The organism is Micromonospora sp. NPDC048868, assembly GCF_043198195.1.
Lineage (GTDB): Bacteria > Actinomycetota > Actinomycetes > Mycobacteriales > Micromonosporaceae > Micromonospora > Micromonospora reichwaldensis.
This window is the reverse complement of record NZ_JBICUN010000010.1, coordinates 238,598-263,777: the sequence shown is the minus strand read 5'-3', so window position 1 is coordinate 263,777 and position 25,180 is coordinate 238,598. Positions and strand designations below refer to the sequence as shown.

The 25,180-nt window shown below is 74.8% G+C and carries 25 protein-coding genes; 10 read left to right on the top strand and 15 right to left on the bottom strand.

Annotation, left to right across the window (positions count from 1 at the left end; genetic code table 11):
• Positions 1-9 precede the first annotated feature (9 nt).
• Complete coding sequence (locus ACGFNF_RS18720; RefSeq protein ID WP_393169306.1) at positions 10-552, bottom strand: DapH/DapD/GlmU-related protein; 543 nt, start codon at positions 550-552, stop codon at positions 10-12.
• A 108-nt stretch (positions 553-660) separates the two neighbouring features.
• Here ACGFNF_RS18720 and ACGFNF_RS18715 point away from each other — a divergent pair, with 108 nt between their 5' ends.
• Both ACGFNF_RS18715 and ACGFNF_RS18710 read left to right on the top strand, forming a co-directional pair.
• On the top strand, positions 661-1,647 hold the full coding sequence (locus ACGFNF_RS18715) for an L-threonylcarbamoyladenylate synthase (protein ID WP_393169305.1): 987 nt from the start codon (positions 661-663) through the stop codon (positions 1,645-1,647).
• A gap of 147 nt (positions 1,648-1,794) precedes the next feature.
• Positions 1,795-2,214 carry a CBS domain-containing protein gene (locus tag ACGFNF_RS18710; RefSeq protein ID WP_357577050.1) on the top strand — a complete coding sequence of 140 codons (420 nt, stop codon included), beginning with the start codon at positions 1,795-1,797 and terminating at the stop codon, positions 2,212-2,214.
• A gap of 178 nt (positions 2,215-2,392) precedes the next feature.
• Here the strand turns inward: ACGFNF_RS18710 and ACGFNF_RS18705 are convergent, their stop codons facing one another.
• Entirely contained in the window at positions 2,393-6,823 is a 4,431-nt protein-coding gene (locus tag ACGFNF_RS18705; protein ID WP_393169303.1) for an HAD-IC family P-type ATPase, read from the bottom strand.
• A gap of 310 nt (positions 6,824-7,133) precedes the next feature.
• On the opposite strand from ACGFNF_RS18705, the gene ACGFNF_RS18700 reads away from it, so the two are divergent.
• The 3 genes from ACGFNF_RS18700 to ACGFNF_RS18690 all read left to right on the top strand — a co-directional run bounded on the left by ACGFNF_RS18700 (position 7,134) and on the right by ACGFNF_RS18690 (position 9,747).
• Entirely contained in the window at positions 7,134-8,528 is a 1,395-nt protein-coding gene (locus tag ACGFNF_RS18700) for an MFS transporter (protein WP_393169301.1), read from the top strand.
• A gap of 210 nt (positions 8,529-8,738) precedes the next feature.
• Positions 8,739-9,515 carry an SDR family oxidoreductase gene (locus ACGFNF_RS18695; protein WP_393169299.1) on the top strand — a complete coding sequence of 259 codons (777 nt, stop codon included), beginning with the start codon at positions 8,739-8,741 and terminating at the stop codon, positions 9,513-9,515.
• A gap of 37 nt (positions 9,516-9,552) precedes the next feature.
• Positions 9,553-9,747: a hypothetical protein gene (locus tag ACGFNF_RS18690; protein WP_132235413.1), complete on the top strand. Its 195-nt coding sequence runs from the start codon at positions 9,553-9,555 to the stop codon at positions 9,745-9,747.
• A gap of 75 nt (positions 9,748-9,822) precedes the next feature.
• Here the strand turns inward: ACGFNF_RS18690 and ACGFNF_RS18685 are convergent, their stop codons facing one another.
• Positions 9,823-10,023 (bottom strand): hypothetical protein, encoded by a 201-nt coding sequence (locus ACGFNF_RS18685; protein ID WP_358118828.1) that lies wholly within the window; start codon positions 10,021-10,023, stop codon positions 9,823-9,825.
• A gap of 150 nt (positions 10,024-10,173) precedes the next feature.
• On the opposite strand from ACGFNF_RS18685, the gene ACGFNF_RS18680 reads away from it, so the two are divergent.
• Entirely contained in the window at positions 10,174-10,722 is a 549-nt protein-coding gene (locus ACGFNF_RS18680) for a YbaK/EbsC family protein (RefSeq protein ID WP_151452791.1), read from the top strand.
• 138 nt (positions 10,723-10,860) lie between these two features.
• Here the strand turns inward: ACGFNF_RS18680 and ACGFNF_RS18675 are convergent, their stop codons facing one another.
• The 7 genes from ACGFNF_RS18675 to ACGFNF_RS18645 all read right to left on the bottom strand — a co-directional run bounded on the left by ACGFNF_RS18675 (position 10,861) and on the right by ACGFNF_RS18645 (position 16,874).
• Positions 10,861-11,496 (bottom strand): DsbA family protein, encoded by a 636-nt coding sequence (locus ACGFNF_RS18675; RefSeq protein ID WP_393169296.1) that lies wholly within the window; start codon positions 11,494-11,496, stop codon positions 10,861-10,863.
• A 35-nt stretch (positions 11,497-11,531) separates the two neighbouring features.
• On the bottom strand, positions 11,532-12,917 hold the full coding sequence (locus ACGFNF_RS18670) for an RNA-guided endonuclease InsQ/TnpB family protein (protein ID WP_393169294.1): 1,386 nt from the start codon (positions 12,915-12,917) through the stop codon (positions 11,532-11,534).
• Between the two features lie 105 nt (positions 12,918-13,022).
• On the bottom strand, positions 13,023-13,451 hold the full coding sequence (locus ACGFNF_RS18665; protein ID WP_311409990.1) for a SufE family protein: 429 nt from the start codon (positions 13,449-13,451) through the stop codon (positions 13,023-13,025).
• Between the two features lie 74 nt (positions 13,452-13,525).
• Positions 13,526-13,951: a CBS domain-containing protein gene (locus ACGFNF_RS18660; protein ID WP_393169292.1), complete on the bottom strand. Its 426-nt coding sequence runs from the start codon at positions 13,949-13,951 to the stop codon at positions 13,526-13,528.
• A gap of 56 nt (positions 13,952-14,007) precedes the next feature.
• Positions 14,008-15,777, bottom strand: a complete 1,770-nt coding sequence (locus ACGFNF_RS18655) for a proline--tRNA ligase (RefSeq protein WP_393169290.1) — start codon at positions 15,775-15,777, stop codon at positions 14,008-14,010.
• Positions 15,778-16,002: 225 nt separating this feature from the next.
• A complete protein-coding gene (locus ACGFNF_RS18650) occupies positions 16,003-16,506 on the bottom strand; it encodes a roadblock/LC7 domain-containing protein (protein ID WP_393169288.1) in 504 nt (167 codons plus the stop codon).
• Complete coding sequence (locus ACGFNF_RS18645) at positions 16,503-16,874, bottom strand: hypothetical protein (protein WP_357577038.1); 372 nt, start codon at positions 16,872-16,874, stop codon at positions 16,503-16,505. Before ACGFNF_RS18645 ends, ACGFNF_RS18650 begins: the two co-directional genes overlap by 4 nt.
• A gap of 437 nt (positions 16,875-17,311) precedes the next feature.
• Here ACGFNF_RS18645 and ACGFNF_RS18640 point away from each other — a divergent pair, with 437 nt between their 5' ends.
• Complete coding sequence (locus tag ACGFNF_RS18640) at positions 17,312-18,079, top strand: SGNH/GDSL hydrolase family protein (protein ID WP_393169286.1); 768 nt, start codon at positions 17,312-17,314, stop codon at positions 18,077-18,079.
• A 3-nt stretch (positions 18,080-18,082) separates the two neighbouring features.
• Entirely contained in the window at positions 18,083-18,529 is a 447-nt protein-coding gene (locus ACGFNF_RS18635) for a hypothetical protein (protein ID WP_393169284.1), read from the top strand.
• A gap of 97 nt (positions 18,530-18,626) precedes the next feature.
• Here the strand turns inward: ACGFNF_RS18635 and ACGFNF_RS18630 are convergent, their stop codons facing one another.
• Together ACGFNF_RS18630 and ACGFNF_RS18625 are read right to left on the bottom strand one after the other, a co-directional pair.
• Positions 18,627-19,874 (bottom strand): hypothetical protein, encoded by a 1,248-nt coding sequence (locus ACGFNF_RS18630; protein WP_393169282.1) that lies wholly within the window; start codon positions 19,872-19,874, stop codon positions 18,627-18,629.
• The gene (locus ACGFNF_RS18625; RefSeq protein ID WP_393169280.1) at positions 19,867-20,394 is read right to left on the bottom strand and encodes an RNA polymerase sigma factor; all 528 of its coding nucleotides are present in this window, start codon (positions 20,392-20,394) and stop codon (positions 19,867-19,869) included. Before ACGFNF_RS18625 ends, ACGFNF_RS18630 begins: the two co-directional genes overlap by 8 nt.
• 114 nt (positions 20,395-20,508) lie before the next feature.
• On the opposite strand from ACGFNF_RS18625, the gene ACGFNF_RS18620 reads away from it, so the two are divergent.
• Positions 20,509-21,411 (top strand): sulfurtransferase, encoded by a 903-nt coding sequence (locus tag ACGFNF_RS18620; RefSeq protein ID WP_393169278.1) that lies wholly within the window; start codon positions 20,509-20,511, stop codon positions 21,409-21,411.
• A 69-nt stretch (positions 21,412-21,480) separates the two neighbouring features.
• On the opposite strand, the gene ACGFNF_RS18615 is transcribed toward ACGFNF_RS18620, so the two are convergent.
• From ACGFNF_RS18615 to ACGFNF_RS18605, 3 genes are all read right to left on the bottom strand, one after another.
• Positions 21,481-22,662: a hypothetical protein gene (locus ACGFNF_RS18615; RefSeq protein ID WP_393169276.1), complete on the bottom strand. Its 1,182-nt coding sequence runs from the start codon at positions 22,660-22,662 to the stop codon at positions 21,481-21,483.
• Entirely contained in the window at positions 22,659-23,204 is a 546-nt protein-coding gene (locus tag ACGFNF_RS18610; protein ID WP_393169274.1) for a SigE family RNA polymerase sigma factor, read from the bottom strand. The genes ACGFNF_RS18615 and ACGFNF_RS18610 overlap by 4 nt, the downstream gene beginning before the upstream one ends.
• A gap of 80 nt (positions 23,205-23,284) precedes the next feature.
• A complete protein-coding gene (locus ACGFNF_RS18605) occupies positions 23,285-23,863 on the bottom strand; it encodes a TetR family transcriptional regulator (RefSeq protein ID WP_393169272.1) in 579 nt (192 codons plus the stop codon).
• A 107-nt stretch (positions 23,864-23,970) separates the two neighbouring features.
• On the opposite strand from ACGFNF_RS18605, the gene ACGFNF_RS18600 reads away from it, so the two are divergent.
• Positions 23,971-25,134, top strand: a complete 1,164-nt coding sequence (locus ACGFNF_RS18600) for an FAD-dependent oxidoreductase (RefSeq protein ID WP_393169270.1) — start codon at positions 23,971-23,973, stop codon at positions 25,132-25,134.
• Positions 25,135-25,180 lie beyond the last annotated feature (46 nt).

Sequence of the window (25,180 nt, the reverse complement as noted above, 5' to 3'; positions counted from 1 at the left end):
GGACAGGCGTCACCACTGTCGATACACGGTCGCCTTGCCGCCCGTCACCAGGCTGGCCGGCGGTACGTCCTCGGCCACGACCGCGCCGGCGGCGACCACGGCGTCCCGCCCGATGCTGACGCCGGGGAGGATCGTGGCACCGGCGCCGATCCACACGTTCTCCGCCACGTCGATGGGCCCTCCGCTCAGCCAGCCCCGTCGCTCCTCCGGATCGACCGGGTGGCCGACGGTGATGAAGGTGGCCTTCGGTCCGACCATCACCCCCGCACCTAGCCGGATGCCGGCGTAGTCCAGGAACGTGCAGTTCTGGTTGACGAACACGCGTTCCGTGAGGTCCAGGCGGAGGCCGTGGTCGGTGTAGAAGGGTGGATAGATCGTGACTCTCTTCGGCAGCGGCCTGCCGAGGATCTGTGCGAACAGCTTCGCCTTGCCCGCCTCGTCCTCGAAGGGCAGGACGTTCAGGCGGGAGGTGAGCTCGGTGACCCGCAGGACCCGCTCGGCCATGGCCTGGAACTCGGGGCTGTGGATGCGCATCAGACGGTCGCTGGACACGCCATGATCCTTCCTGTCGGCTCACGCGCGGGCGCGGCCGGCGCGGGGCACCGCGGTTCCGCACGGCCGCCCACGAGCCGCCCGCCCCGGCAGGTTAGCGTCGGAGGCGTGACCACCGGATCCCCACGCGTGCTCCCGGCCGACAGCGGCATCGCCGAGGCGGCCTCCGTCCTGCGTACCGGCGGGTTGGTGGCCTTTCCCACCGAGACCGTCTACGGGCTCGGCGCGAACGCGCTGGACGCCCGGGCGGCGGCCCGGATCTTCGAGGCGAAGGCTCGGCCCAGCTTCGACCCGCTGATCACGCACCTGGCGGACGCGGCCGAGCTGGAGAAGCTGGTCGGGGCGGTGCCGGCGGCGGTGACGGCGTTGGCCGGACGCTTCTGGCCCGGGCCGCTCACGCTGATCGTGGACCGGCCGGCGGCGATCCCGCCGATCGTCACCTCCGGGCTGGCGACGATGGCGGTCCGCGTGCCGGACAACGCGTACGCGCGGGCGCTCATCGTCGAGGCCGGGGTGCCGGTGGCGGCGCCGAGCGCGAACCGGTTCGGCCAGCTCAGCCCGACGCGGGCGGAGCACGTGGTGCGGGGGCTGGGCGCCGCCGTGGACGTGGTGCTCGACGGTGGGCCGACGCGGTGCGGCATCGAGTCGACGATCGTGGACGCCCGGGGCGGGCGCCCGGTGGTGCTGCGCCTCGGCGCGCTGCCCCTGGAGGCGCTGGAGGAGGCGGCCGGCCCGGTGACCGTACGCCCGGGCAGCTCCGGGCAGCCCGTCGCGCCCGGCACGCTGGCGGCGCACTACGCCCCGCGTACGCCGCTGCGGTTGGCTTCGGGCGGCGAGCCACCGGCGGCCGACGGGGTCCGGCGCGGCTTCCTGGCCTTCCGGGACCGGCCGGCGGGCGACTGGGCGGCCGTGGAGGTGCTCTCCGCCGCCGGCGACCTGACCGAGGCCGCCGCGCGGCTGTTCGACGCGCTGCACGAGTTGGACGCCGCCGGGGTCGGCGAGATCCTGGTCGAGCCGGTCCCCGAGGTGGGCGTCGGCCGCGCGGTCAACGACCGGCTGCGCCGCGCCGCCGCCACCTGGCACCCGACGGCCTGAGGCGGGGCGGGCGACCGGGTCGGGCGGCGCGGCCTCCCGGCGGGCGCGAAACGCTGTCGACGCGGGCGGTTCCTTCCGGGTGCATGGGCCGGGAGGTCGGGGGTAGGAGAAACGGCAACGATCCCCCTGGAAGTGAGGTGTCAGCCAATGCCGACCGCACGCGAGATCATGACGAACGACGTGACCTGCATCCGTGAGCAGGACGACCTCAAGACGGCCGCCAAGCAGATGGCCCGGCTGGGCGTCGGCTCGCTGCCGATCTGCGGGGACGACAACCGGCTCAAGGGAATGCTGACCGACCGCGACATCGTGGTGAAGGTCCTCGCCGAGGGCCGCGACCCGGGCCGCGTCACCGCCGGTGAACTCGCCCAGGGCGAGGCGGTGACGATCGGCGCCGACGACGACGCGGCGGAGATCCTGCGGACCATGAGCCAGCACAAGGTACGCCGGTTGCCGGTGATCGACGGGCACGAGCTCGTCGGCATCGTGGCCGTCGCCGACGTGGCCCGCTCCCTGCCCGAGCGCCCGGTGGGCGACCTCATCGAGGCCATCTCCGAGCGCGCCTGACCGCGCGTCACGAACCGATCGCCGCCCTCCGGCCCCGGCCGGGAGGCGGCGGTCGGCGTACGCGGTGCACCGGCGGGCCGGACGCCCGGGAGGAGACCCCGGCGGGATCGGGCGGGAGGTCGACGACTCAGTCCGGCGGGGTCACGGCGTGCTGGTCGACTGCGGACGGCGGGCCCGGTCACGCCGGTTCGTCGTCCGCGCCGGACCCGGAGCCGGGCAGGCGCTCCACGAGGCGGGTGAGCGCGCCGTTGGTGAAGGTGGCGCCGAGCGCGGAGCCCGTCGCGATGGTCCAGCCGACCGGGCCGAGCGGTGTGCAGCCGAAGAAGTGGCTGACCCCCGGCGTCTGGACGACCACCACCAGCGCCCCGAGCGAGGCGGCGGTGGAGGCCAGTACGGCCGGGCTGGTGCCGCCGGCCAGCACCGTCTGCCCGAGCTGGGTGCCGACCAGCGAGACCAGCGCGACGGTGCCCGCCCGCCTGCGTCGCCCGGTGTAGCGGGCCAACGTCCAGCCGGCGGTGGCGCCCAGCGTCGTGGCGGCGGCACGCAGCCCGATCTCCCGGGTCATCGTTTCGCCCAGCGAGGTGTCGGGGCCCTCCCGGAGCAGGCCGTCGGCGTGGTCCGCGTCGGGTGGCCGGATCGCGATCGCCAACGCCGGTGCCAGGTCGGTAAGCAGGTTGACCAGGAGCAGTTGCCGGCCGGTGAGCGCCGAGCGGCCGGTGGCGGCGGCGGTCAGCACGCTGAACGCGATCTCGCCGAGGTTCCCGCCGACCAGGATGCTGAGCGCGTGGCGTACCGAGGACCACATCGCCCGGCCTTCGACCAGGGTGGCGATGATGGTCTCCAGCCGGTCGTCGGTGACCACCAGGTCGGCCGCCGCCCGGGCCGCCGGGGTGCCCCGCTGACCGAGAGCGATGCCCACGTCGGCCAGCCGGATCGCCGGCGCGTCGTTGGCGCCGTCGCCGGTCATCGCGACCGTACGTCCGCACTTCTGCAACGCCTGGATGATCCGGACCTTGTGCGCCGGGGTGCACCGGGCCACCACGTCCGTGGCGGCGAGCCGCGCGGCGAGGGCCTCGTCGTCGAGCTGGTCGAGTTCCGTCGCGGTGACGACCCGCTGCTCCTCGTGGTCGCTGATGGTGGCCGCGATCGCCTCGGCGGTCGCCGGATGGTCACCGGTGATCATGATGGTGTGCACGCCGGCTTGGCGGATCCGGCGCACGGCGGGGGCGGCGCTCTCGCGTACCCCGTCGGCGAGGGCCAGGAAGCCGACGAAGGTCAGGTCGTGCACCTGTTCGTCGGTGACTCCGGGCGAGGAGACCCGGCACTCGGCCACTGCGAGGACGCGGTGTCCCGCCCCCGCCCGGTCGGCGAGCACGGCGTGCAGCCCGCCGCGGCCCTCGTCGTCGAGAGGCTCGTCGCGTCCCCCCGGCGTACGCCAGGCCGAGCACCGGGGCAGCACCGACTCCGGCGCCCCCTTCACGCTGAGCAGCAGCCGGTCCCCGGCCCGGCCGACGGTGGCGTGGTAGCCGCGGGACGGCTCGAACGGCAGCCCACCCACCGGTTCCCATCCCGGGGCGCCGGTCTGTTCGGTCACCCCGGCGGCCTGCGCGCCGGACCGGACCGCCCGGTCGGTCTGCTGGGCCAGGTCGTGGGGGTCGTCGGCGCCCGGGGTGGCGCGCAGCGCGGCCGAGAGGGTGCGCAGCAGGCCGTCGTCGAGGCGGTCGACCGGTGCGTACCGGCCGTCGTCGCCGACCCCGGCGAGCATCAGCTGCCCCTCCGTGAGGGTGCCGGTCTTGTCGAAGCAGAGCACGTCCACCCGTCCGAGCGTCTCGATCGTGCGCGGGTTGCGGACCAGCGCGCCGTGCTCCGCCAGCCGCCGCGCGGCGGCGAGCTGTGCGGCGCTGACCAGGAAAGGCAGCCCCTCCGGCACGGACGCGACGGCCAGGTTCGCGGCGGTCGCGGCGGTCTGGGCCAGGGGTACGCCCCGCAGCAGGCCCGCGCTGGCCACCGCCACCGCCGAGCCGGCGGCCAGCGGGATCGCCGCCCGGGTCAACCGGCCCAGCCGTGCCTCCACGCCGCTCGACGGCGGGGCCTGCCGGGCCATCGCCAGGCTCCGCCCCGCCTCGGTGCCCGTACCCGTCGCGACCACCACCGCCGTCCCGTGGCCGGCGGCGACGCTGGTGCCCTCGTAGAGCATCGACCGCCGGTCGGCGACGGCGGCGGCGACCACCGGCTGGTCGGTCTTGCCGACGGGCAGCGACTCGCCGGTGAGCGAGGACTCGTCCATCTCCAGCCCGGCCGACTCCAGCACCCGGCAGTCGGCCGGGACGGCGTCCCCCGATTCGAGGAGGACGACGTCCCCCGGCACCAGGTCCTCGGCCGGCAGGATCCGCTCCGCGCCGTCGCGGCGTACCCGGGCGGTCACCGCCGAGCGGGACAGCAGTTCGGCCAGCGACCGCTCGGTGTTGTGCTGGTGCACCGCCCCGAGCAGCGCCGACCCGCCGACCACGCCGCCGACCAGGGCGGCGTCGACGGGCGAGCCGAAGGTGGCCGAGAGCACCGCCCCGGCGGCCAGCACCGGGGTGAGCGGGTTGGCCAGCTCGTCGACGAAGGCGCGCAGCAGCCCCGTCGGCCCCGAGGGCCGGGCGTCCCGGTCGCCCCGGCGGCGCTCGGCCTCGTCGGTGGCGAGCCCGTCCGGGCCGGTGTCGAGCTGGTCGAGCACGGTCGAGGAGGGCATCAGGTGCCACGCGGTGACGGCCGGCGTCGGGGAGTCCGCCGGGCCGGGCAGCCGGTGCGCCCGCAGGACGCCGTGCGCGAAGGCCAGCGCCGCCGCCCCGTTCACGGCGGTGACGGCGCGGCCGGGCAGCTGTGCGCGGGGGGCGGTGAGCGCCCCCAGCGCGCCGAGGCCGGTGCCGGCCATGGCCAGGCCGATGTTCTGCCGGGCCACCCGGTGGGCCACCCCGGCCGCCTCGACCACCAGCGCCGCCACCCGCAGGTCGGCGCCGACCAGCAGGTGCGCGCCCCAGGGCGGCAGGTCCTCGGGGGCGGCGATTCCCAGCCCGCAGTCGGCGGCACCGAGCGCGGCCCGGTCGCCGGAGACCACCATCACCACGGCCCCGTCGCGTTGCAGTTCCCGCACCGACTCGACCAGCTGGTCGCGCCCGGGCAGGTGGGCGTCGGCGAAGTCGTACCGCCGCTCGTCGTCGCCGGCCACGACCAGCCGCAGGCCGGCCTGGCGGGCGGCGGCCGGCAGCGCGTCGACGCCCGGCGCCGGCTCCGGCTCGACCCGCAGCACGGCGGCGAGGGTGTCGCCGTCGGCCAGGCCGAGCACGGGGGCGCCCGCGTCGCGCAGCCGCCGGCTGTCGTCGGTGTCACCCGGGTCCTCGACGTCCAGCGCGTCCAGCGGCCCGAGCCGCCAGCCGTCGGCGTGCCGCAGCTCCCGGGGCGCGGCGGGGTCGAAGAGGGCGAACGCGCGCGCCGCCACCCGCCCGGTGTCCGCACCGGCCAGTGGCGCCAGGTCCGCCAGCACGGCCCGGTCGGAGCCGAGTACGGCGGCGTCCAGCACCAGGGTGTCGATCCGGTCGAGTTCGCGCAGCACGCTGCGGTCCATCGCGATCACCCCGCGCCGCGCGAGGATCAGGCCGAGCTGCGCGGCATAACCCTCGCGTCCGCTGCCAGGAGCCTTGGGCAGCGCGGAGAGGCCCAGCGCGGCGGCCCGTTTCCCACCCACGACCGGCGTCGCGGCGGCCGCCGCCACGGCGCCCGCGTCGAGCGTCCGGGCCACGTACCTCTCGACGGGGCCGTCCGGCTTCGGCCGGGGGCGCTCGACCTTCGGCACGGAGGCGGCGGCCCGCTCCGGATGCCCGGTCAGCCGAGGCTCGGCCTGTTTCCACGCGCGGAGCTGCGCGCGCGCCTCGCCCCACTGCACCACCCGGTGCGCGCTGTCGAGCACGAGCCCGGTCCAGCTACCCGTGAGGCCCTGCACCACCGCCTCGGCGAGCGGGAACAGCAGCTCGGCCCGGGGGTCGGCACGCAGCCCCCGGTCCGCCAGCGCGTGCAGCCTCGGGTGCAGGTCGACCGCGCCGAGCAGCCCGGCGACCTCCCCGGGCACCGGGGTGAACGGCAGGATCCGGGTGGCGGCGGAGAGGGTCAGGCCCAGGGCGTCGGAGGCCAGCGCGCCGAGGGTGCGCGGCGTGCGCGGCCCCTCCTCGGGCGGGTGTGGCGGCGGGATCTCCGGGTCCGGCTCGTGCGGACAGGTGCGTTCGGTGCGGGCGACGGTCGCGATGAGGTCCCGCAGGGCGGGCTCCGGCGTACCGACGGCGACGACCACCCGGCCGGACGGGGCGTTGACCCGCGCCCACTCCACGCCGGGCATCCGCTCGAGCGCCGCCTCGACCTGACGCGCGAGGACGTCGCCGCCGTCCTGGCAGACCCCGAGCACCTCGATGTGGTGCCGCCCGGGGCGGGACCAGACCCGACGCCGGCCCAGCCCGGCCGCCCGCGCCAGCCGGGCCGCGACGGCACCGACGTTCCGGGACGCCTCGCTGACGACCGGCGGCACCGTCACCGGCGGAAGGAGCCGGCCGGCGGTGCGGACCAGTGAGATCATCGAGGCGTACGACCGGACAGGCGCCGGTCAGGCCCCTCGCTGCCGCTGCTCCCGCCGTACGCCATCTCGCCTCCCACGCCCGAAGCTCCGGCGGCCTGGCTTCCCGGCTGATCGTCCGTTATGCGCTTCGAGCAGCGGAAGTTCCCCGGATGGGCCGGAGAGAGTCGGGTCACCCTTGACCTGAAGCCGGGTTCAGGTCCGAGGCTGGTCGCATGCTGATCGAACTGCTCCGCCGCGACACGGGTCCGTCGGACCCACGGGCCCGCCTCGGCCACCGACCGTTGTGGCTGCCGGGCGCGGCGGGCCGGAGGTGACCGGAACGGCGACGCACGCCGCCCCGGTCGCCGACGAGGCCGGGCTCTTCGCGCCCCGGCTGCGCGCGATGACGGTGGGCAGCGTCGCGCTGATTTCGCTGCTCGCCTTCGAGGCGCTGGCGGTGGGCACCGCCATGCCGACCGTCGCCCGCAGTCTCGACGGGCTGGCCCTCTACGGGCTCGCCTTCGGGGGCCCGTTCGCCGCCGGCGTGCTCGCCATGGTCGCCTCCGGCATCTGGTGCGACTCGCGGGGCCCTCGGGCGCCGATGTGGCACGGGCTCGGCTGGTTCGTGCTGGGGCTGGTGCTCGCCGGTGGCGCCACCACCATGGGCGTCCTGGTCGCCGGCCGGATCGTGCAGGGCCTCGGCTCCGGCCTGCTCTCGGTGGCGCTATACGTGATCGTCGGGCAGGCGTACCCGGAAGCGCTGCACCGGCGGATCTTCGCGGCGTTCGCCGCCGCGTGGGTCGTACCGTCGCTGGTCGGGCCGACACTGGCCGGCCTGATCGTGGAACACCTCGGCTGGCGTTGGGTCTTCCTGGCGGTGCCGGTGGTGGCGGTGCCGGCGGTGCTGCTGATCCACCCCGGCCTGCGGGCGATCGGCGCGCCCGCGGTGACCGGGTTGCCGTCCGGCGCGGCGGCCCGGATCGGCTGGGCCTGCGGGGCGGGGGTGAGCGCCGCACTGTTGCACATCGGGGGGCAGCAGCGCGGCGCTGCCGCCGTCGGGCTGGTGGCCCTGGCGCTGATCGGGCTGCTGGTCTGCGCGCCCCGGCTGCTGCCGGCCGGGTTCCTGCGCGCCGGCCGGGGCCTGCCCACGGTGATCGGCCTGCGCGGTCTCGCCTCAGCCGCGTTCGTGGGCGCGGAGGTGGTGATCCCGCTGATGCTCTCGCGGGAGCGCGGGCTGTCGCCGACCGCCGCCGGCCTGGTCCTGACGACGGGCGCGCTCGCCTGGTCGGCGGGTTCCTGGTTGCAGGGGCGGATGCCGGCGCCGCGCTCCCGGGCCACCCTGCCGAGGGCGGGGCTGACCTGCATCGCCGCCGGTACGGCCGTGGTCACGCTCGCCGTCGCGCCGGCGGTGCCGGTCTGGGTCGGCGTGCTGGGCTGGGCCGGCGCGGGTCTCGGCATGGGGCTGCTCTACCCCTCGTTGTCGGTGCTCACGCTGGAGCTGTCCGCCCCCGGCGAGCAGGGCCGCAACAGCTCCTCGCTGCAACTGGGCGACTCGCTCTTCGCGGCGACCGTGCTGGCGCTCACCGGCGCGGTGCTCGCGGCCGGTGCGGCTCCGGGACCGGCCAGCTACGCCGGCACGCTCGCGGTGGCCTCCGGGCTGGCCCTGCTGGGTGTCGTGCTCGCCGGCCGGGTGGTGCCCGGCGCGTCCGGGATCCGCGCCGGCTGACCGCCCGCCGGGTGCCCGACTCCGGCACGGGCGGCGGCGATCGGGTTCTTCGTGGTCCTGACGGCGGCCGAGCTGCTGCGGTGGGTCGAGCTGCTCGCGTGAGCCAGGCTGGTGCGGTGAGCCTTGCGCAGCCGGTCACACGCGGGGGCCGGGCGCCGTCACCACCACTGTCGCGCGGCGGGCGCGCGACGGCCGGAGAGGGAGGGAACCATGCGGGTGCTGGTCACCGGGGCGGGCGGTCGGCTCGGGCGGGTGGTGCTGCCCCGGCTGCGCGCCGAGGGGTGGGACGTGCGGGCGACGAGCCGGCGGGCGCGTACCGGCTCGTGGGTGGTCGTCGACCTGGCCACCGGGGAGGGGGTGGTCGAGGCGGTGGCCGGCGTGGACGCCGTACTGCACCTGGCCTCGGCACCGAACCGGGGGCGGCAGACCCACCGGGTCGACGTGCTCGGCACCCGCCGACTGGTCGTCGCCGCCGGGCAGGCGGGCGTACGGCACCTGGTCTACGTCTCGATCGTCGGGGTGGACCGGGTGCCGATCCCCTACTACCGGCACAAGCTCGCCGCCGAGCAGGTCGTGGCGGCCGGCACGGTGCCGTGGACGGTGCTGCGGGCGACCCAGTTCCCGGAGTTCCTCGACGGGATGCTGCGCGGGGCGAGCCGCCTCGGTCCCGTGATCGGCGACCCCGCCGTACTCGCCCAGCCGGTGGATCCCGGCGAGGTCGCGGACCGCCTCGTCCGGCGGCTCACCGCCGGCCCACTGCACGGCATCGAGGAGTACGGCGGCCCGGAGGTGCTCCGCTTCGACGACGCGGCCCGCGCGTGGACGGCCGCGCGGCGGTCCCGCCGTCCGCTGCTCCCGGTCCGGATCCCCGGTGGGATCGGCCGCGCCCTGCGCTCGGGCGGCCTGGTCACCGAAGCGACCCCGAAGGGCGGCCGGACCTGGGCCGACCACCTCGCCGACACGTACGGGGGAACGGGCGCAAGATGAACGGCCTGCGCGTTCACGTCCGGCCTACCGTGACGCCATGTTCGCCATGGTCGCCACCGTCATCCTGTACGTCGCCGGTTTCGTCTTCCTCTACGGCGTGATCCGGCTCGCCATCCGCCACGCCCTGGAGGAGATGGAGGTGCGCCGGGTCCAGGCCGAGCGGGCGGAGGAACTGGCCTCCGTCCGGGACCGCGCGCTGCTCCGCGAGAACGGCTTCCTCACCGGCAACTGACCGGCCCCGTCCCGGGCCTTCCCGTCCCGGCCGCCCCGTCCCGGCGGTCCGGGACGGGGCCGGTGCTCGGGGTGGCTAGAAATCGGCGGCCACGGCCAGGTTGAACTTGTCGACGGCGGCCTTCTTCTCCTCCGGGAGCGCCTCGACGTCGATCCGGTCGGTCTCGCCTCTCCCGTCGTGGGTGTCGACACCCTTGAGGAGGTGGTCGACGATGGAGTTCGCCTCGTCGGTCGTGAAGCCTGCGTCGGTCAGGATGTGCAGCGGAAGTTCACTCATGCCGATCGCCGGTACCCGGCAGCGCCCGCTCCCACACGCCGTCGGGACCCGTCTCCGGATCGATAGGGGTGACCCCCTGCCGGCGACGGTTCGCCCGCCGGTCAGGTGGTGGAACGCCGGGCCCGGGCGGGTGCGAGGATCGCAGGCGTGATGGGGACGCTGAAGACCGAACCTGCCCGCAGTCGGCTCGACCTGCTCGCTCCGCCGGTCGCCGCCGCAGTCGGGCAGTGGCCCGCCGAGGCGCCGGTGGACGTCGACGACGTGCTGGTGGCGCCGATCGACGCCGAGCTGGCCGACACCGCCGCCTTCTGCGCCGCGTACGAGGTGGGGCTGGACGAGTCGGCCAACTGCGTGGTGGTGGCCGGCAAGCGCGAGGGGGTCGTGCGCTACGCGGCCTGCGTCGTGCTCGCCACCACCCGCGTCGATGTCAACGGGGTGGCCCGCCGCGCGCTCGACGTGCGGAAGGCGAGCTTCGCGCCGATGGCCGAGGCGGTGGAGCTGACCGGCATGGAGTACGGCGGCATCACCCCGATCGGCCTGCCGGAGCAGTGGCCGATCCTGGTCGACGCGCGGGTGATCGCCGCCCCGCACGTGATCATCGGGTCGGGCGTGCGGCACAGCAAGATCGCGCTGCCCGGGCCGGCGCTCGGCGCGCTGCCCGGCGCGCGCGTGGTGGAAGGGCTGGCCAGGCCGGCCTGACCGGTGACGGACGTCGATACCGTTGCACGTGAAACATCACACACGTCGATGTCCGTCGCCGGGGTCGACCCCGCCGCAGTGGACGGTTCAGTCAGCCTCGGCCTCACGGTCGCCGTGGACGGCTCAGCCGGGGTCGGCTCAGTTGGCTTCGGTCTCGCGGCGGTCCACCTCGGCCAGGGCGGCGAGCAGCGTCTCCGGCTCCTGTGCGCCGGTGACCGCGTACCGGCCGGCCAGCACGAAGGTGGGCACACTCGTTACCCCGATCTGCCGGGCGGTGGCCAGCTCGGCGGAGAGTTCCGCCACCCGCTCGCCGGAGTCGAGGAAGCGGCGCGCCTCGGCCGCGTCCAGGCCCACCTCGGCGGCGAGCGCGGCGAGCGCGTCACGGGAGCCGACGTCGACGCCGTCGGTGAAGTGGGCACGGTAGAGCGCGTCGACCGTCTCGGCGGCGCGTCCCCGGTCGGTGGCCCAGGCGACCAGGCGGTGCGCGTCGAAGGTGTTCGCCGCGACCGCGCGGTCGAAGTCGAGCTTCAGGCCGATCTGGGCCGCCACCTCCGTCACCTGACCGAACATCTGCCGGACGCGGTCCGGCCCGCCGAACTTCGCGGCCATCGCGTCGACAAGTGGGCGCGGCTCCGGCACCGGCGACGGGTCGAGCTGGAACGGCCGGTAGCGGACGGTCACCTCGCCGTCGTACGCCTCCAGGGCCTGCTCCAGCCGACGTTTGCCGATGTAGCACCACGGGCACACGACGTCGGCGTAGATCTCGATCTCCATGTCGGGTGACAACCCTCCGTCTAGTGCGGTGTCCACTAACGTTCACCGGGTTTTCGGTGGACTGTTGTGGATCCTCGCCGTGCGGGCGAGCGACTCCCCACCGAGTGGTGGGGCGGGCCACCGCGGGCCATCTTGACCTCCGCGCCGCCGGGTGGGCGGCGGGGGTCACGCCGGGACTGGCCGGCTCCGGGGAGGTGCCGGCCGGCTCGACGGTGCGTGACCACCCCGGGCAGCGTGACCGCTGTGGGGGTGGTGGGTCCGCCGCCCGGGGTGCGGGTGGCGATGCTGGCCGCCGCGACGACATCGCGGTGGCCTGAAAACTGGCAGTGCGGGCAGGTCAGGGTCCGCCCGCGTGGCTTCGGTACGCGTTTGCGGCAACTGGGGCAGGTCGACGACGTGCCGCGTTCGTCGACGAGATGAACGGTGATGCCGGCGAGGGCAGCCTTGTCGGTGAGGATCTGCAGGAGTCGGCCGATCTGCCACTGTCGTAGCCGCAGGTTGTGCTGCTGGCCAGCCGGCAGGTTGAGGACGCCGCGGGGGTCGCCGACGTGCAACACCCCGACCCGCTGATCTACGGCCCAGCCGACGACAGTGCGGGCGGCCTCGTGTTGGGCCTGCCGAACCCGCCGCCGATGCCGACCCTCTACCCTGCGGGCCCGGGCACGATACTGGCGCCACCGCCGCGACCCCCGCTGACCCGGCTTCGGTGCCCGGCGGGCCATGGCACGATGGCGGGCTTTGGTGTCGGCCAGGTGCATGCGGTGCTCGGCGCGGATCGCCCGCCCCGACACCAACAACGCCTCCCCGCCACAGCCGGCGACGGCGTACGGGTGGATGATCCCCACGCCCACGCCCGCCACCCGGCCGGGATCCGGACCCTCACCCGACGGGTACACGGCGATCGTAACCTCGGCGGTGACGTCGAGGAACAGACGGCCGCCCTCGCACAGCAGCGTGATCGAGCGGACCTGCTCGACCGGATACGGCACCTGACGGGCCAGGCGCACCCACAACGCCGGGGTGCCCCTCGCCGTCGGGATACGCACGCGGTGGCCGTCGAGGGTAAACGTGCCGTGATACCAGCGCACCGGCACCAATCCCCGCCTCCGCCTGGGAGAACGCGCTGACAGGTCACCGGCCTTGCGGCGTTTCGCCGCCGCAAACCACGCACTGGAAAACCGCCGCAACACCGACCGCGCGCCGGTCGAGTCCAGCTCGGCGAAGGTGCCCGACCCGGAAGACGCCAACTCGCGACACAACTCCTGGTAGCCCGTCAGCGGCGCGTCCTGGCGGCGGCGCCGCCACGCGTTGACCTCCAGCACGCACGCCCACACATCACCGGCCGAACGCAGCAGCCCGAAACACCGCCGCCGCTGCGCGGGCGTTACCCGCAGCGCGACACGAGCGGTGCGATACACCACCGCAGGCGCAGCAGGATCCCGACGACGAGGCACAAACCGAAGCCAACACCACCGGTACGACAATTTCACCACCGCCGAACCCGGCAAAGGTTCGTGGACACCGCACTAGCTGGTCTGTTCCCGGACCTGCCGCTTGAGCCGGGCCAGGATGGCCGTGCCGCCGCGCACCCGCAGCGGGCTGATCGCCTGGGCCAGGCCCATCCGCTGGTAGAGGTCGTCGGGCACGGCGAGCACCTCGTCCGCGCTCGCCCCGGCCAGCCCCTCGGCGAGGATGCCGGCGAACGCGCGCGTGGTGGGCGCCTCCGGCGGGCAGTCGAACAGCGTCTCCACCGTCTTCTCCGGCGTCACCCGGGCACGCAGGAAGAACGCCGTCTGGCACTCCGGCACCTGCTCCATGCCCTCCCGGTCGGCGGCGCCGGCGGGCAGCGGCGGGATGACGTCGGCGTACTCCAGCAGCATCTCCAGCACCACGTCGCGGGGCGCGGCGGCGAACTCGTCGACGATCTCGGAAAGCCTGGCCGGCATGGATGACATGTCTCCGAGGCTACCGCCGAAGGAAGGGACCCTTCCTGTCCCGCAGGCGTTGGTAAGGGGCCCTTCCTCACACCTCAGACGGTCGGTGCCTGCTCGCTGATGTCGCTAAGCGCCGAGTGGGGGTCGAGCTGCATCGCGAGGTCGCCGAGGGAGACGATGCCGACCAGCTTGCGCTCGCTGTCGCAGACCAGCACCCGCCGGATGCCCCGCTCCCGCATCAGGGCGGCCGCCTCGGCCGCGGTCGAGTGCTGCTCGATCATCACCACCTCGCGGGTGATGATCGAGCCGATCGTGGTGGTGGCCGGGTCGCTGCGCTCGGCCACCGCCCGTACGACGATGTCCCGGTCGGTGAGCATGCCGGCGAGGGTGGCGCCGTCGGTGACCACCACGTCGCCGATGTCCGCCTCCTTCATCACCCTGGCAGCCTCGTCCAGGGTGGTCTCGGTCGGCAGGTAGATGACCTGCTTCGTCATCACGTCGCTGACCCGGTAACCGGTCATGAGAGCCTCCAGAACGCATTCAGTCGATCGGACTGCGGTACCCCGTGACACGTTCGCTACACCACGTTCCCGCGCTCCCGGTGTACCTGGTCGACCAGCCGGTCCGCCACCCCGTCGGCCGGCAGCTCGACGCGCTCGCCGGACGCCCGGTCGCGCAGTTCCACGTACCCCTCGGCGAGACGTCGGCCGACCACGACGGCGCGCGGGATGCCGATCAGCTCGGCGTCGGTGAACTTCACCCCGGCGGAGACGTGCGTCCGGTCGTCGACGAGCACCCGCAGGCCGGCGGCGGCGAGCCGCCCGCCGAGCTCCAGCGCCGCGTCGAGCTGCGGCCCCTTCCCGGCGGCCACCAGGTGTACGTCGCACGGCGCGATCGCCGTCGGCCAGACGAGCCCCCGCTCGTCGTGGTGCTGTTCGGCGATCGCCGCGACCGCACGGGACACCCCGATCCCGTAGCAGCCCATGGTCGGCCGTACGGGCTTGCCGGCGGGACCGAGCACGTCGACCGCGAAGGCGTCGGTGTAGCGGCGACCGAGCTGGAATATGTGCCCGATCTCGATGCCGCGCCGCATGGTCAGTTCGCCGGTGCCGCAGGCCGGGCAGGGGTCGCCGGGGCGCACCTCGGCGGCCTCGACCGTGCCGTCCGGCACGAAGTCCCGGCCGCAGACCACGCCCGTCGCGTGGCGGCCCGGCTCGTTCGCGCCGGTCAGCCACGCGCTGCCCGGCACCACCCGGGGATCGGCCAGGTAGCGGATGCCCAGCTTCGCCAGGACCTGCGGCCCGATGTAGCCCCGGACCAGCTCGGGGTGGGCGTCCCAGCCGTCGAAGACGTCCACGGTGGCCGGGGCGACCGCCGCGCCGAGCCGCTTCAGGTCGACCTCGCGGTCGCCGGGCAGCCCGACCACCAGCAGCTCGGCCTCCTGCACGCCGGGCCGGCGCAGGGCGAGCACCACGTTCTTCAGGGTGTCGGCGGCGGTCCAGTCGTCCCGGCGGCCCAGGCGTCGGGCGTTGGCCAGCTCGACCAGGCTGGCGATGGTCGGGGTCTCGGGGGTGTCGTGCACCTCGGCGGGCGGCTGGGCGTCCGGGTCGCCGGCCGGCGGGGCGGGCGTGGTCACCGCCTCGGTGTTGGCCGCGTAGTCGCAGGCGGTGCAGCCGACGAAGGTGTCCTCGCCGACGGGCGTCGCCGCCAGGAACTCCTCCGACGCCGACCCGCCCATCGCCCCGGAGGTGGCGCGCACGATCGTGTGTTCCAGCCCGAGCCGGTCGAAGATCCGCCGGTACGCGCCGCGGTGCCGCTCGTACGCCGCCGCGAGGCCCGCCTCGTCGAGGTCGAACGAGTAGGCGTCCTTCATCAGGAACTCGCGCCCGCGCAGCAGTCCGGCGCGCGGCCGGGCCTCGTCCCGGAACTTCGTCTGGATCTGGAAGAGCGTCACCGGGAAGTCCCGGTACGAGGTGAACAGGTCCTTCACCAGCAGCGCGGCCAGTTCCTCGTGGGTGGGCGCCAGCAGGTGCTCCGCGCCGCGCCGGTCGGCGAGGGTGAAGATGTCGTCGCCGTACTCCGTCCACCGGCCACTGGTCCGGTAGGGCTCGGCCGGCAGCAGCGCCGGGAAGTGCACCTCCTGGTCGCCGATCGCCGTCATCTCCTGCCGGACCACCTCGGTGACGCGGTCCAGCACCAGCTTGCCCAGCGGCAGCCAGGTGTAGCCGCCCGGTGCGGCGCGACGGATGTAGCCGGCGCGCAGCAGGAGCCGGTGGCTCGGCACCTCCGCGTCGGCCGGGTCCTCGCGCAGGGTCCGGAGCAGCAGGGTCGACATGCGTAGCAGCATTGGCGCAGCGTACGGGGGCCGGTGGCGGGACGACGATCCATTTCGGGTACGGCGGTCAGCCCGGTTCCGGGGCGGGTGGCGTCGCCGGGACGGGGCCGAGCAGGCGGCGCGGACCCTGACCGGTCTCGCCGAGGTGGTGGTCGGTGTTGCGCAGGAAGCAACGGTCGATGGAGAGGCAGCACGCCATTGGCGGCCGGGCGGAACGCCGCGTTCCGCCCGGCCGGCTCAGCGGGCGCCGTGACCGGCGGGCGTGACCTGATCCAGCAGGCCGGCGAGCCGTTTGGCCACCGGCGGGGCGTGCAGGTGCAGCCGGGCCACGTTGATGCTGTCCTCGCCGACGACCGCGAGCAGCGCCTGGGAGCTGACCGCGTAGACGCTCAGGTAGCCGCCGGCGTTGCGGACGGTGGACTGCTGGAAGTCGCCCTGCCCCAGCCGCAGCCCGACCTGCCGGCCCAGCCCGTACGTGGTGGCGGCGAGCGCCGCCAGGTCGTTCGGGTCGACGTCGGTCTGCAGGTTGTGGGTGATGAGCAGGCCGTCCACGCCGCCGAGGACGCAGCCGTGCACCCCGGGGATCTGGAGGCGCAGCTCCGACAGCTCGTGCCCGATCGCCGGGTACGGCAGCGACGTGTTCCCGGCCAGCGACGGGGGCAACGACCGGGGTGGCGGAAGGGTGCCCGTGCGTGCGGTGCGGCGGGGAAGCGGGGTCTCGGTGTCGTCGATCCCGCTCACAGCTCCAGGCTCTCCTCGATGCTGCGCAGCTGGTGACGCGCCATCGCCAGGTTGGCGCGGCTCTTGCTCACCATCAGGTAGAGGAAGAGCCCCTTGCCGGTGCGGCTGGTCACCGGGCGGATCAGGTGGTACTGCGTGCCGAGGGTGATGAGGATGTCCTCGATCTCGTCGTTCAGGTTGAGCATCTCGATGGTGCGCAGCTTGGCGCGGACGACATCGGTGTTGCCGGCGGCGGCGACGGTCAGGTCGATCTCCCCGGTTCCGCCCGCCACGCCGAGGGTCATCCCACTGTTGTAGTCGACGAGTGCGGCGCCGATCGCGCCGTCGATGCTCATCGCGTTCTTCAGTGCCAGGTCGAGGTTCGACACGCTGCTTACTCCCAGGACGTGCGGGCGGCGTCGCCGTCTGCGGTGCAGAGGGTGACACGGCGGTGACAAGTGTTACAACCTCGTTAAAAAGGCTTGAACGAGGCTCGCACACCGGAGGCCGCAGCGCACCTGCTGGCGCCGCCATCCACCTGACCGGACCGTGCCGGCCGGCCGGCAGTCCCCGCAAATAGGACGCTCCGAGGGTTGTCGACGGCGCCACGGAACTCCTCGCATCGACGCAGCGCGGTGATCGGGCTCGTGGCCCCGGTCCCGGATCACGCCTTTGGGCACGGTCCCGCCGCCAACGATGACCTCCGCCACGTTTGTTCCTCGGTCCCCCCGCCACCGGCCCTCCTGGTGAAGACTGTCCCGCGTCGGGAAGGGCCCCTTCCTCCACCGGGGTGCTCCTTCCCACCGCACGTCGGAGGGATGATCAGGTGCGCTGGCGCAGTTACGTGGCGGTCGGGGACAGCTTCACCGAGGGCATGGACGACGCGTACCCGGACGGCAGCTACCGGGGCTGGGCGGACCTGGTGGCCACCCGGCTGGCCGCCGGGGCCGGCCCCGACTTCCGGTACGCGAACCTGGCCATCCGGGGCCGGCTCTTCCCCGGCGTGGTGGCCGAGCAGGTGCCCGCCGCGCTCGCCATGAAGCCCGACCTGATCAGCTTCGCGGCCGGCGGCAACGACGTGCTCCGCCGCACCTTCGACCCGGACGCCCTGGTCACCCGCTTCGACGACGTGGTGCGCAGGCTGCGTTCCGGCGGTGCCGACGTGGTCCTGTTCCGGTTCGCCGACGTGATGGCCCGGCTGCCCGGCCAGCGCCTCGTCGCGCCCCGGGTGCAACTGCTCAACAGGGCCGTCGGGGAGACCGCCGAGCGGCACGGCGCCATCCTGGTCGACCTGTACGCCGACGACGCGTACCTCAACCCGATGCTCTGGAGCACCGACCGGCTGCACCTGTCGGAGGCCGGGCACCGACGGGTCGCCGCGCAGGTGCTCAACGCGCTCGGCGTCGGCTGCGACGAGGAGTGGCTGATGGTGCCGCCGCACCCGGCACCGACGCCCTGGCTGGCCGCCCGCGCTGCCGACCTGCGCTGGGCCGGGCGGCACCTGGCGCCGTGGATCAAGCGCCGGCTCACCGGCCGCTCCTCCGGCGACAGGGTCACCGCCAAGCGCCCGTCGCTCGGCCCGATCGTCGACTGAGTCGTGCTCACCCTGCACACCGCGCCGCTGCTGCGGACCACGCCCGACGCCCCGCCCACCCCGGGGGCCGCCGTCGCGGTCCGGGCCGACCGGATCGTCGCGGTCGGGCCGCTGGGCGAGCTGACCGAGGCGTACGCGGGAGCCCGGATCCGCCGCTGGCCCGGCACGCTCGGGCCGGGGCTGGTGCACGACGGGCCGCTGCCGGCCGCCGACACTCCCCGCGAGCGGGTGCACGCGCTGCTGCGCCTCGGGGTGACCGCCGTCCTGGCCGGCCACCTGACCGATCCGGCGCTGCGGGCCGCCGTGGAGCGCGGCGACCTGCTGGTGCTGCCCGCCGCCGCACCACCGACGCTGGCTCCCGGCGGGCGCGCGGACCTGGCCGTCCTCGACGCCGACGGCGCCTGCCTGGTGACCGTGGTCGCCGGCCGGATCGCCCACCGCCGCGCCTGACCGCGACGCCGGGGAGCCAGCCGTCCGGAGCCCGTCAGGGCGACGCCGACGAACCCGACCGACACACGCAGGCTCGTCGGTCGGCCGTCGTGGGCCGTCAGGAGACCAGGGTCCACGTACGCGTGACGCCGGAGTTGACGCCCATGATCTGGGCCGATCCGGTGCTCACGACGACCGTGTCGTCCCGCAGCACCTCGACCGACAGGCTGGCGTCGGTGTCGTCGCGCAGCGCGGCGCGCAGCTCGGGCACGTCGACGTAGTGTCCGCCGGTCCAGAAGCCGGCGCTGCCGTAGGCACTGGTGACGGCGAGGACCCCGCCGTTCGCGGCAGCGACGTCACTGGTGTTGTCGGGCAGGCCCGGTCGCTGCTCCCACCTGCTCCCGACCAGCCGCCACACCTGCTTTGTCGCCGCCACGTCGAATCCGTCCTCCCGGACGCTCACCAGCCAGGCGTCGGCACCGTCCGGGGAGACCAGGAGCCGTCCGGCCCCCGCCACGGCCGGCAGCCTCCGCCAGCTCGCCGCCCCGTCGGCGCTGAGCAGGACGGTGAGCCGGTCTCCGTCGCGTACGGTCAGCCAGAGCCGCCCGTCGCCGCTCTCGACGAGCCGGTGTTCGGTCTCCTCGGTGAGGGCCACCGGGGGCTGCGGGCGGACGGGGCCGGAGCCGACCCGGATCAGCTCCCGGCGGGGACACGGTCTGCCTTCCAGGCTGTCTTGGCCCGGACAGCGGATGAGGAATCCGCTGCGGGTCACGGTGCTCCGCTGCGTGGCCGGCGGCGGGGCGCTGAACGGGTGGCGGGACCAGGCAGCGCCGCCGTCCGTGGTGACGAGGTATCCGTCGCGGTCCATCAACGTGAGCGTCCGGTCGTCGATCGGCAACATGCTCGCGGGCCCCTTCGCATCAGCGAGCGGGGCAGTCGGCTGCCAGGTTGCCCCGCCGTCGGTGGTCCGCCCGACGGCCCGCCGGCAGCCGGTCGCGTCCGGGTCGCGCGGGCCGCAGGTGTCGAAGAGCGCCCAGCCGTGCCGGGCGTCGACGAAGCGCAGGTCGGCCAGCTCGCCGGGCTCGCCGGGCAGGGCGACTTTCCGTTCCGGGAGCTGCCCGGTGGGTGTCGGCGACACGGAGGGGGTGGGCAACGGGGCCGGCGGGTCGGGATCCGCGCCCCGGCCGGCGGCAACGAACGCGCCGGCCGGTCCGGCCAGGAGGAGGGCAGCCACACCCGTCAGCAACCGTCGCCGCCGCCGGTCGCGTACCCGGCGTTCGGCCACCGGCACGCCCGGCGGGCGAAAACTGGTCATCGCGTCGGCCTCGAACTCGGCGAACATCTCGTCCAGGTCGTTCTCACGCACCGTGGGCCTCCTGCCGCTCGGTGAAGTACGTGGCGAGCGTCGCCCGGCCCCGGGACAACCAGGAGCGGACGGTGCCCTCGGGGGCGTCCATCTGGTCGGCGATCTCCGCGATGCTCAGGTGCGCCAGGTGGTGCAGCACGACGGCCCGGCGCTGGCTCGTGGGCAGACAAGCCAGGGCATGGCTCAGCGCCACCCGGTCCGGTTCCGGGCCGGGGACGTGTTCCTCCCGCTGCCTGGCCAGGTGCCGGACGGCGGTGCGGACCCGGCGCAGCCGGCTGGTGGCCAGGTTCCAGGCGACCCGGCGGACCCATGCGGACGGGTCGTCGTACGCGCTGATCCGGTTCCAGCGCTCCAGGACCCGGCAGAACGCCTCCTGAGTCAGGTCCTGCGCCTCGGCGTGATCCCCCAGGTAGGCGTAGAGCTGCACCGCCAGGCGGTGGAAGTGCGCCTGGTAGAAGTCGGCGAAGTCCACTGGTGACGCGGCGGCCCGGGGCGGCCCGGTTCGGTGCCGTACGGTCATGTCGATCCTCGTTGGTTGGCGGGTCTCGCCACTGTCACGCGCGACGCGTCGGATTCGCTGCACCGATTTCCGATGGCCGGCCGCTGGCCCGGGATGCGGCGTACCTTGGGGATCATGTCTGTGCCGAGCGATCCCGATCCCCGACTCCAGTCGTACGCGGACCCGCAGCGGTTGGTCACCACCGAATGGTTGGCCGAGCACCTGGGCGACGAGGGCCTCGTCGTCGTCGAGTGCGACGAGGACGTGCTGCTCTACGACACCGGCCACATCCCGGGCGCCGTGAAGGTGGACTGGCACACCGAGCTGAACGACCAGGTGACCCGGGACTACCTGGACGCCGAGCGCTTCGCCGAGCTGTGCGCCGCGAAGGGCATCGGCCGGGGCGACACGGTCGTCTTCTACGGCGACAACTTCAACTGGTGGGCCGCGTACGCCCTGTGGGTGTTCAGCCTCTTCGGCCACCCGGACGTGCGGCTGCTCGACGGCGGCCGGCAGAAGTGGGTCGCCGAGGGCCGCGAGACGACGCGGGACAAGCCGGCCCGATCCCGCGCCGACTACCCGGTGCCGCAGCGCAACGACGCGCCGGTGCGGGCGTACCGCGAGCAGGTGATGGCGCACGTGGCGGCGGGCCGCCCGCTTGTCGACGTCCGATCGCCGGGCGAGTACACCGGCGAGATGCTGCACATGCCGGACTATCCGCAGGAGGGCGCGCTGCGCGGCGGTCACATCCCGGGCGCGGTCAGCAAGCCGTGGAAGTCCGCTGCCAACGACGACGGCACGTTCAGGTCGGCCGACGAGCTGCGGGCGATCTACGCCGACCAGCTCGGGCTGAGCCCGGACGACGACATCGTGGCGTACTGCCGCATCGGCGAGCGGTCGAGCCACACCTGGTTCGTGCTGCGGCACCTGCTGGGCTACCCGCAGGTGCGCAACTACGACGGCTCGTGGACCGAGTGGGGCAACCTGGTCCGGGCCCCCGTCGTGAAGGGCGACCAGCCCGGCGGCCTGGCGGGCTGACGCGCCGGCCGGTCCCCGCGCGCCCGCCACGGTCGCACGGGGATCGGCCCTGCCGTGGTACGGGACAGGTCAGCCGGCGGAGAGCGACACCGCCCCGAACAGGTTCCGCGTCACGCCCGTGATCTCGCGGGTCTCCGGCCGCCAGCGCAACAGCCCGCCCGGGTTGTGGCGCAGCAGCACCGCGCCGTCGGAGTCCCAGCCGAGCACCTCGCAGCAGCCCTTCCAGCGGTCCCGGCCCAGGTTGAGCAGGTGGGTCACCACGCGCGTCCGGGCGTTCAGCACCGCGACGCCCTCCAGTCCGCCCATCCTGTCCGTGGTGATCCAGCCGGCGCGAGCCACCCGGTCTCCGCGCTGCCAGCCCCGCCCGTAGAACTCGTCGACCCGGTGACCGGGTGGTAGCGCGCGAAAGTCGACCGCGCCGAAGCTGCGGTGCGTCTCGTCGTCGGTCCACCGGACCTGCGTCAGGTTCGGCGGCGTGCCGCCCAGTTCGAGCGGGACGTTCGGCGGGGCCGCCGGGTCGGGCGTGACCGCGTCCCAGGGAGACACGGGCAGCTTCCGGGCGGCGCCCGTGGCCCGGTCCAGCTCGTACGCGGTGTCGTCGCCGCCGACGAGCAGCCGGTCGCCGGACCAGAGGACCTGCTCCAGGTAGCCCTTGAGCGGGTGGCGGCGTACGGCGGCGGTGGTCAGGTCGACCACGATCACCTCGTCGGTCTGGGCGAAGGCGGCCGTCCGCCCGTCCGGGGAGAGGCTTCCGCTCTTCAGCGGCACCGCCTCGTTGCCCCCGGAGTCGCGGGTCGGGGCGGGGGTGACCACGTCGAGGTCGCGTACGACGCCGTCGTCGCCGAGCACCCGGATCCGGCCGGCGACGCCGGTCCCGGGGTCGATCGGCTGGTGCAGCGCCAGCGCCCGGCGTACCGGGCGGGCCGAGAGCGTCGCGCCGACCGGGTCGCCGAGGCGGCCCAGCGGGTGCCCGGGATAGGCCAGGTCGGCCGGGGGCGTCTGCACGGGTACGGGGTGCGGGGTCGGGTTCCGGTCCGGTGTCGCGGTGGTGGCTGGTGTTGGCGGCGCGGCGGGGCGCAGGGCCAGTGCCGTACCGCCGGTGAGCAGGGCGACCGCGAGCGCGGTGGCGCCGGCGGCGCGGCGGGCACGCCGCACCCGGCGGGCCCGTTCCCAACCGGTCGCCGCCGGGTGGGCCGGCTGTACGTCCTCGGTGGCGACGGTGAGCAGCCGGTGCAGTTCGTCTTCCCTCACGGGTTCACCTCCAATCCGGTCATCAGGTCGTCGCCGGGCCGTCCCTCGTCGCGTCCCAGCTCCGGCGCGATCTCCCGGAGCCGGCGCAGCGCCGCGTGGCACTGGCTCTTGACGGTGCCGACGGTGACGCCGAGCGCCTCGGCGGTGGCGGCCTCGGTGAGGTCCTCGAAGTAGCGCAGCACCAGCACGGCCCGCTGCCGGGGCGGCAGGTGGCCGAGCGCGTCGCGCAGCGCGAGCCGCAGTGCCCCGTCGCCCTCGGTCGTGGCCCGCTCCGGCGGGTACTCGCTCAGCCACTCCCGGCGGCGTCGGCGCCACCAGGAGACGGCGTCGCGGTAGAGGATGGTCCGTACGTACGCGGCCGGGTCACCGTGCCGCACCGAAGGCCAGCGCAGGGCGAGCTTGAGCAGCGCGTCCTGGAGCAGGTCCTCGGCCTGGTGCCGGTTGCCGCAGACCAGGTAGGCCGCGCGCAGCAGCCGGTGCTGGTGGCACTCGACGAAGGTGACGTAGCCGTCCCGCCCGTCGTCGGTCGTCGGCGGTCCCATCCGCCCTCCCCTCCGGCCGGCCGTCGTGTGTCACAAGACAGACGCACCGGGGCCGGAAAAGGTTGGGCGCGGCGGCGAGATCAGGCGTCGGGCGCGCTGCACAGGTAGCGCTGGACGGTCGGCGCGACCCAGGCGACCAGCTCGGCCGGGTCGGCGTCGACCACCGGGGGCAGCCGGAGCACGTACCGGGTCAGCGCCAGGCCGAGCATCTGGCTGGCGACCAGCCCCGCCCGCCGGGGGGCCTGCGCCGGTTCCGGCACGACCCGGGCCACCGCCGTGGTGAGCTGGTCGGCGAAGATGCCCCGCATCCGCTCGGCGGCGGCGTGGTTGGTGGCGGCCGTACGCAGCAGCGCGGCCATCGTCCCGTCGGTCTCCCACCGGTCGACGAAGTGCCGGACCAGCAGCTCGCCGAGCCGCTCGGGTGACGCGTCGGCCAGCTCGGGCAGCCGCAGGTCGAACTCGGCCGCCGCCGCGAAGAGCCCCTCCTTGCTGCCGTAGTAGCGCATCACCATCGACGGGTCGATCCGCGCGTCCGCCGCGATGGCCCGGATGGTCGCCCGGTCGTAGCCGTCGGCGGCGAAGCGTTCGCGGGCGGCGCGGAGGATCGCCGCCCGGGTGGCGTCGGAGCGGCGGGTACGGGTCGGCGCGGCGTCGGTCATGCCCACGACCGTATGCCAACGCCTGTTGACACTCCACCGTCGGCCGCCCTAACGTTGCCAACAAGTGTTTGCCAACAAGTGTTGGCATGAACTGACGGAGGTCGGCGATGCTGCCCACGAGTACGGACGTCCTGGTGGTGGGTGCCGGCCCGACCGGGCTGACCGCCGCGTTGACCCTCGCCCGGCGCGGGGTCGACGTGACCGTGGTCGACCGGCTGGACCGGCCGCCGCGGACCTCCCGGGCGGCGGTGGTGCACGCGTACACCCTGGAGACGCTGGACCGGATCGGCGCCGGCGCGCCGCTGGTGGCGCGCGGGCTGCGGTCGCCGGGGTTCACGGTCCGCGACCGCGACCGGGCGCTGCTCGCCGTGCCGTTCGACACGCTGCCCTCCCGGCACGCCTACGCGCTGATGGTGTCCCAGTCGGTCACGGAGGAGGTGCTCGCCGGGCAGCTCGCCGCGCTCGGCGTCCCGGTGCTGCGCCCGTACGAGATGACCGGGCTGGCCCCCGACGCGGCCGGCGTGGTCGCCACGTTCGCGGGCGGCGCGACGGTCCGGGCCCGCTTCCTGGTCGGCGCCGACGGGATGCACAGCACGGTGCGGGAGCGGGCCGGAATCGGCTTCTCCGGCCCGGCCGGCGGCGAGGAGTCGTTCGTCCTCGCCGACGTCCGGCTGGAGAGCGCGCTGCCCCGCGACCGGGTGTCCCTCTTCCTGGCCCGCTCCGGCCCGCTGGTCTGGGCACCGCTGCCCGACGGGGTGGTCCGGCTGGTCGCGGCCGTGGCGGAGGCTCCGGCCGCGCCCGACCGGGCCCACCTCCAGGCGCTGCTCGACGAGCGCGGCCCGGCCCGCCGCCCCGACCGGGTGACGGAGGTGCTCTGGGGCTCCCGGTTCCGGATCCACCACCGGATCGCCGACGCCTTCCGCAAGGGGCCGGTGCTGCTCGCCGGCGACGCCGGACACGTGCACAGCCCCGCAGGCGGGCAGGGAATGAACCTCGGCATCCTGGACGCGGTCGACCTCGGCGACACGCTCGCCGACGTGCTGGCCGGCGCGCCCGACGCGCTGCTCGACGCGTACGCGGCCCGGCGCCGCCCGATGGCCGGGGAGGTGGTGGCCCTCGCCGCCCGGCTGACCCGGCTCGCCACCCTGCCGCCGGCCGCCCGGCCGGCCCGGAACCTGCTGTTCCGCCTGCTCGGCGCCGTGCCGCCGGCCCGGCACCGGATCGCGATGCGCCTCTCCGGCCTGCACCACCGCGACGGGACGCGCGGCTGACCTGCCCGGCGGATCGCGCGGCCGGGCCGCCCGGCGGATCAGGCGC

Bases quoted from the DNA above. Each gene is read 5' to 3' on its own strand.
- ACGFNF_RS18710 (WP_357577050.1), top strand. From the start codon at position 1,795: ATGCCGACCGCACGCGAGATCATGACGAACGACGTGACCTGCATCCGT.
- ACGFNF_RS18705 (WP_393169303.1), bottom strand. From the start codon at position 6,823: ATGATCTCACTGGTCCGCACCGCCGGCCGGCTCCTTCCGCCGGTGACG.
- ACGFNF_RS18695 (WP_393169299.1), top strand. From the start codon at position 8,739: ATGCGGGTGCTGGTCACCGGGGCGGGCGGTCGGCTCGGGCGGGTGGTG.
- ACGFNF_RS18690 (WP_132235413.1), top strand. From the start codon at position 9,553: ATGTTCGCCATGGTCGCCACCGTCATCCTGTACGTCGCCGGTTTCGTC.
- ACGFNF_RS18685 (WP_358118828.1), bottom strand. From the start codon at position 10,023: ATGAGTGAACTTCCGCTGCACATCCTGACCGACGCAGGCTTCACGACC.
- ACGFNF_RS18680 (WP_151452791.1), top strand. From the start codon at position 10,174: ATGGGGACGCTGAAGACCGAACCTGCCCGCAGTCGGCTCGACCTGCTC.
- ACGFNF_RS18675 (WP_393169296.1), bottom strand. From the start codon at position 11,496: ATGGAGATCGAGATCTACGCCGACGTCGTGTGCCCGTGGTGCTACATC.
- ACGFNF_RS18665 (WP_311409990.1), bottom strand. From the start codon at position 13,451: ATGTCATCCATGCCGGCCAGGCTTTCCGAGATCGTCGACGAGTTCGCC.
- ACGFNF_RS18660 (WP_393169292.1), bottom strand. From the start codon at position 13,951: ATGACCGGTTACCGGGTCAGCGACGTGATGACGAAGCAGGTCATCTAC.
- ACGFNF_RS18655 (WP_393169290.1), bottom strand. From the start codon at position 15,777: ATGCTGCTACGCATGTCGACCCTGCTGCTCCGGACCCTGCGCGAGGAC.
- ACGFNF_RS18625 (WP_393169280.1), bottom strand. From the start codon at position 20,394: ATGACCGTACGGCACCGAACCGGGCCGCCCCGGGCCGCCGCGTCACCA.
- ACGFNF_RS18620 (WP_393169278.1), top strand. From the start codon at position 20,509: ATGTCTGTGCCGAGCGATCCCGATCCCCGACTCCAGTCGTACGCGGAC.
- ACGFNF_RS18610 (WP_393169274.1), bottom strand. From the start codon at position 23,204: ATGGGACCGCCGACGACCGACGACGGGCGGGACGGCTACGTCACCTTC.
- ACGFNF_RS18605 (WP_393169272.1), bottom strand. From the start codon at position 23,863: ATGACCGACGCCGCGCCGACCCGTACCCGCCGCTCCGACGCCACCCGG.
- ACGFNF_RS18600 (WP_393169270.1), top strand. From the start codon at position 23,971: ATGCTGCCCACGAGTACGGACGTCCTGGTGGTGGGTGCCGGCCCGACC.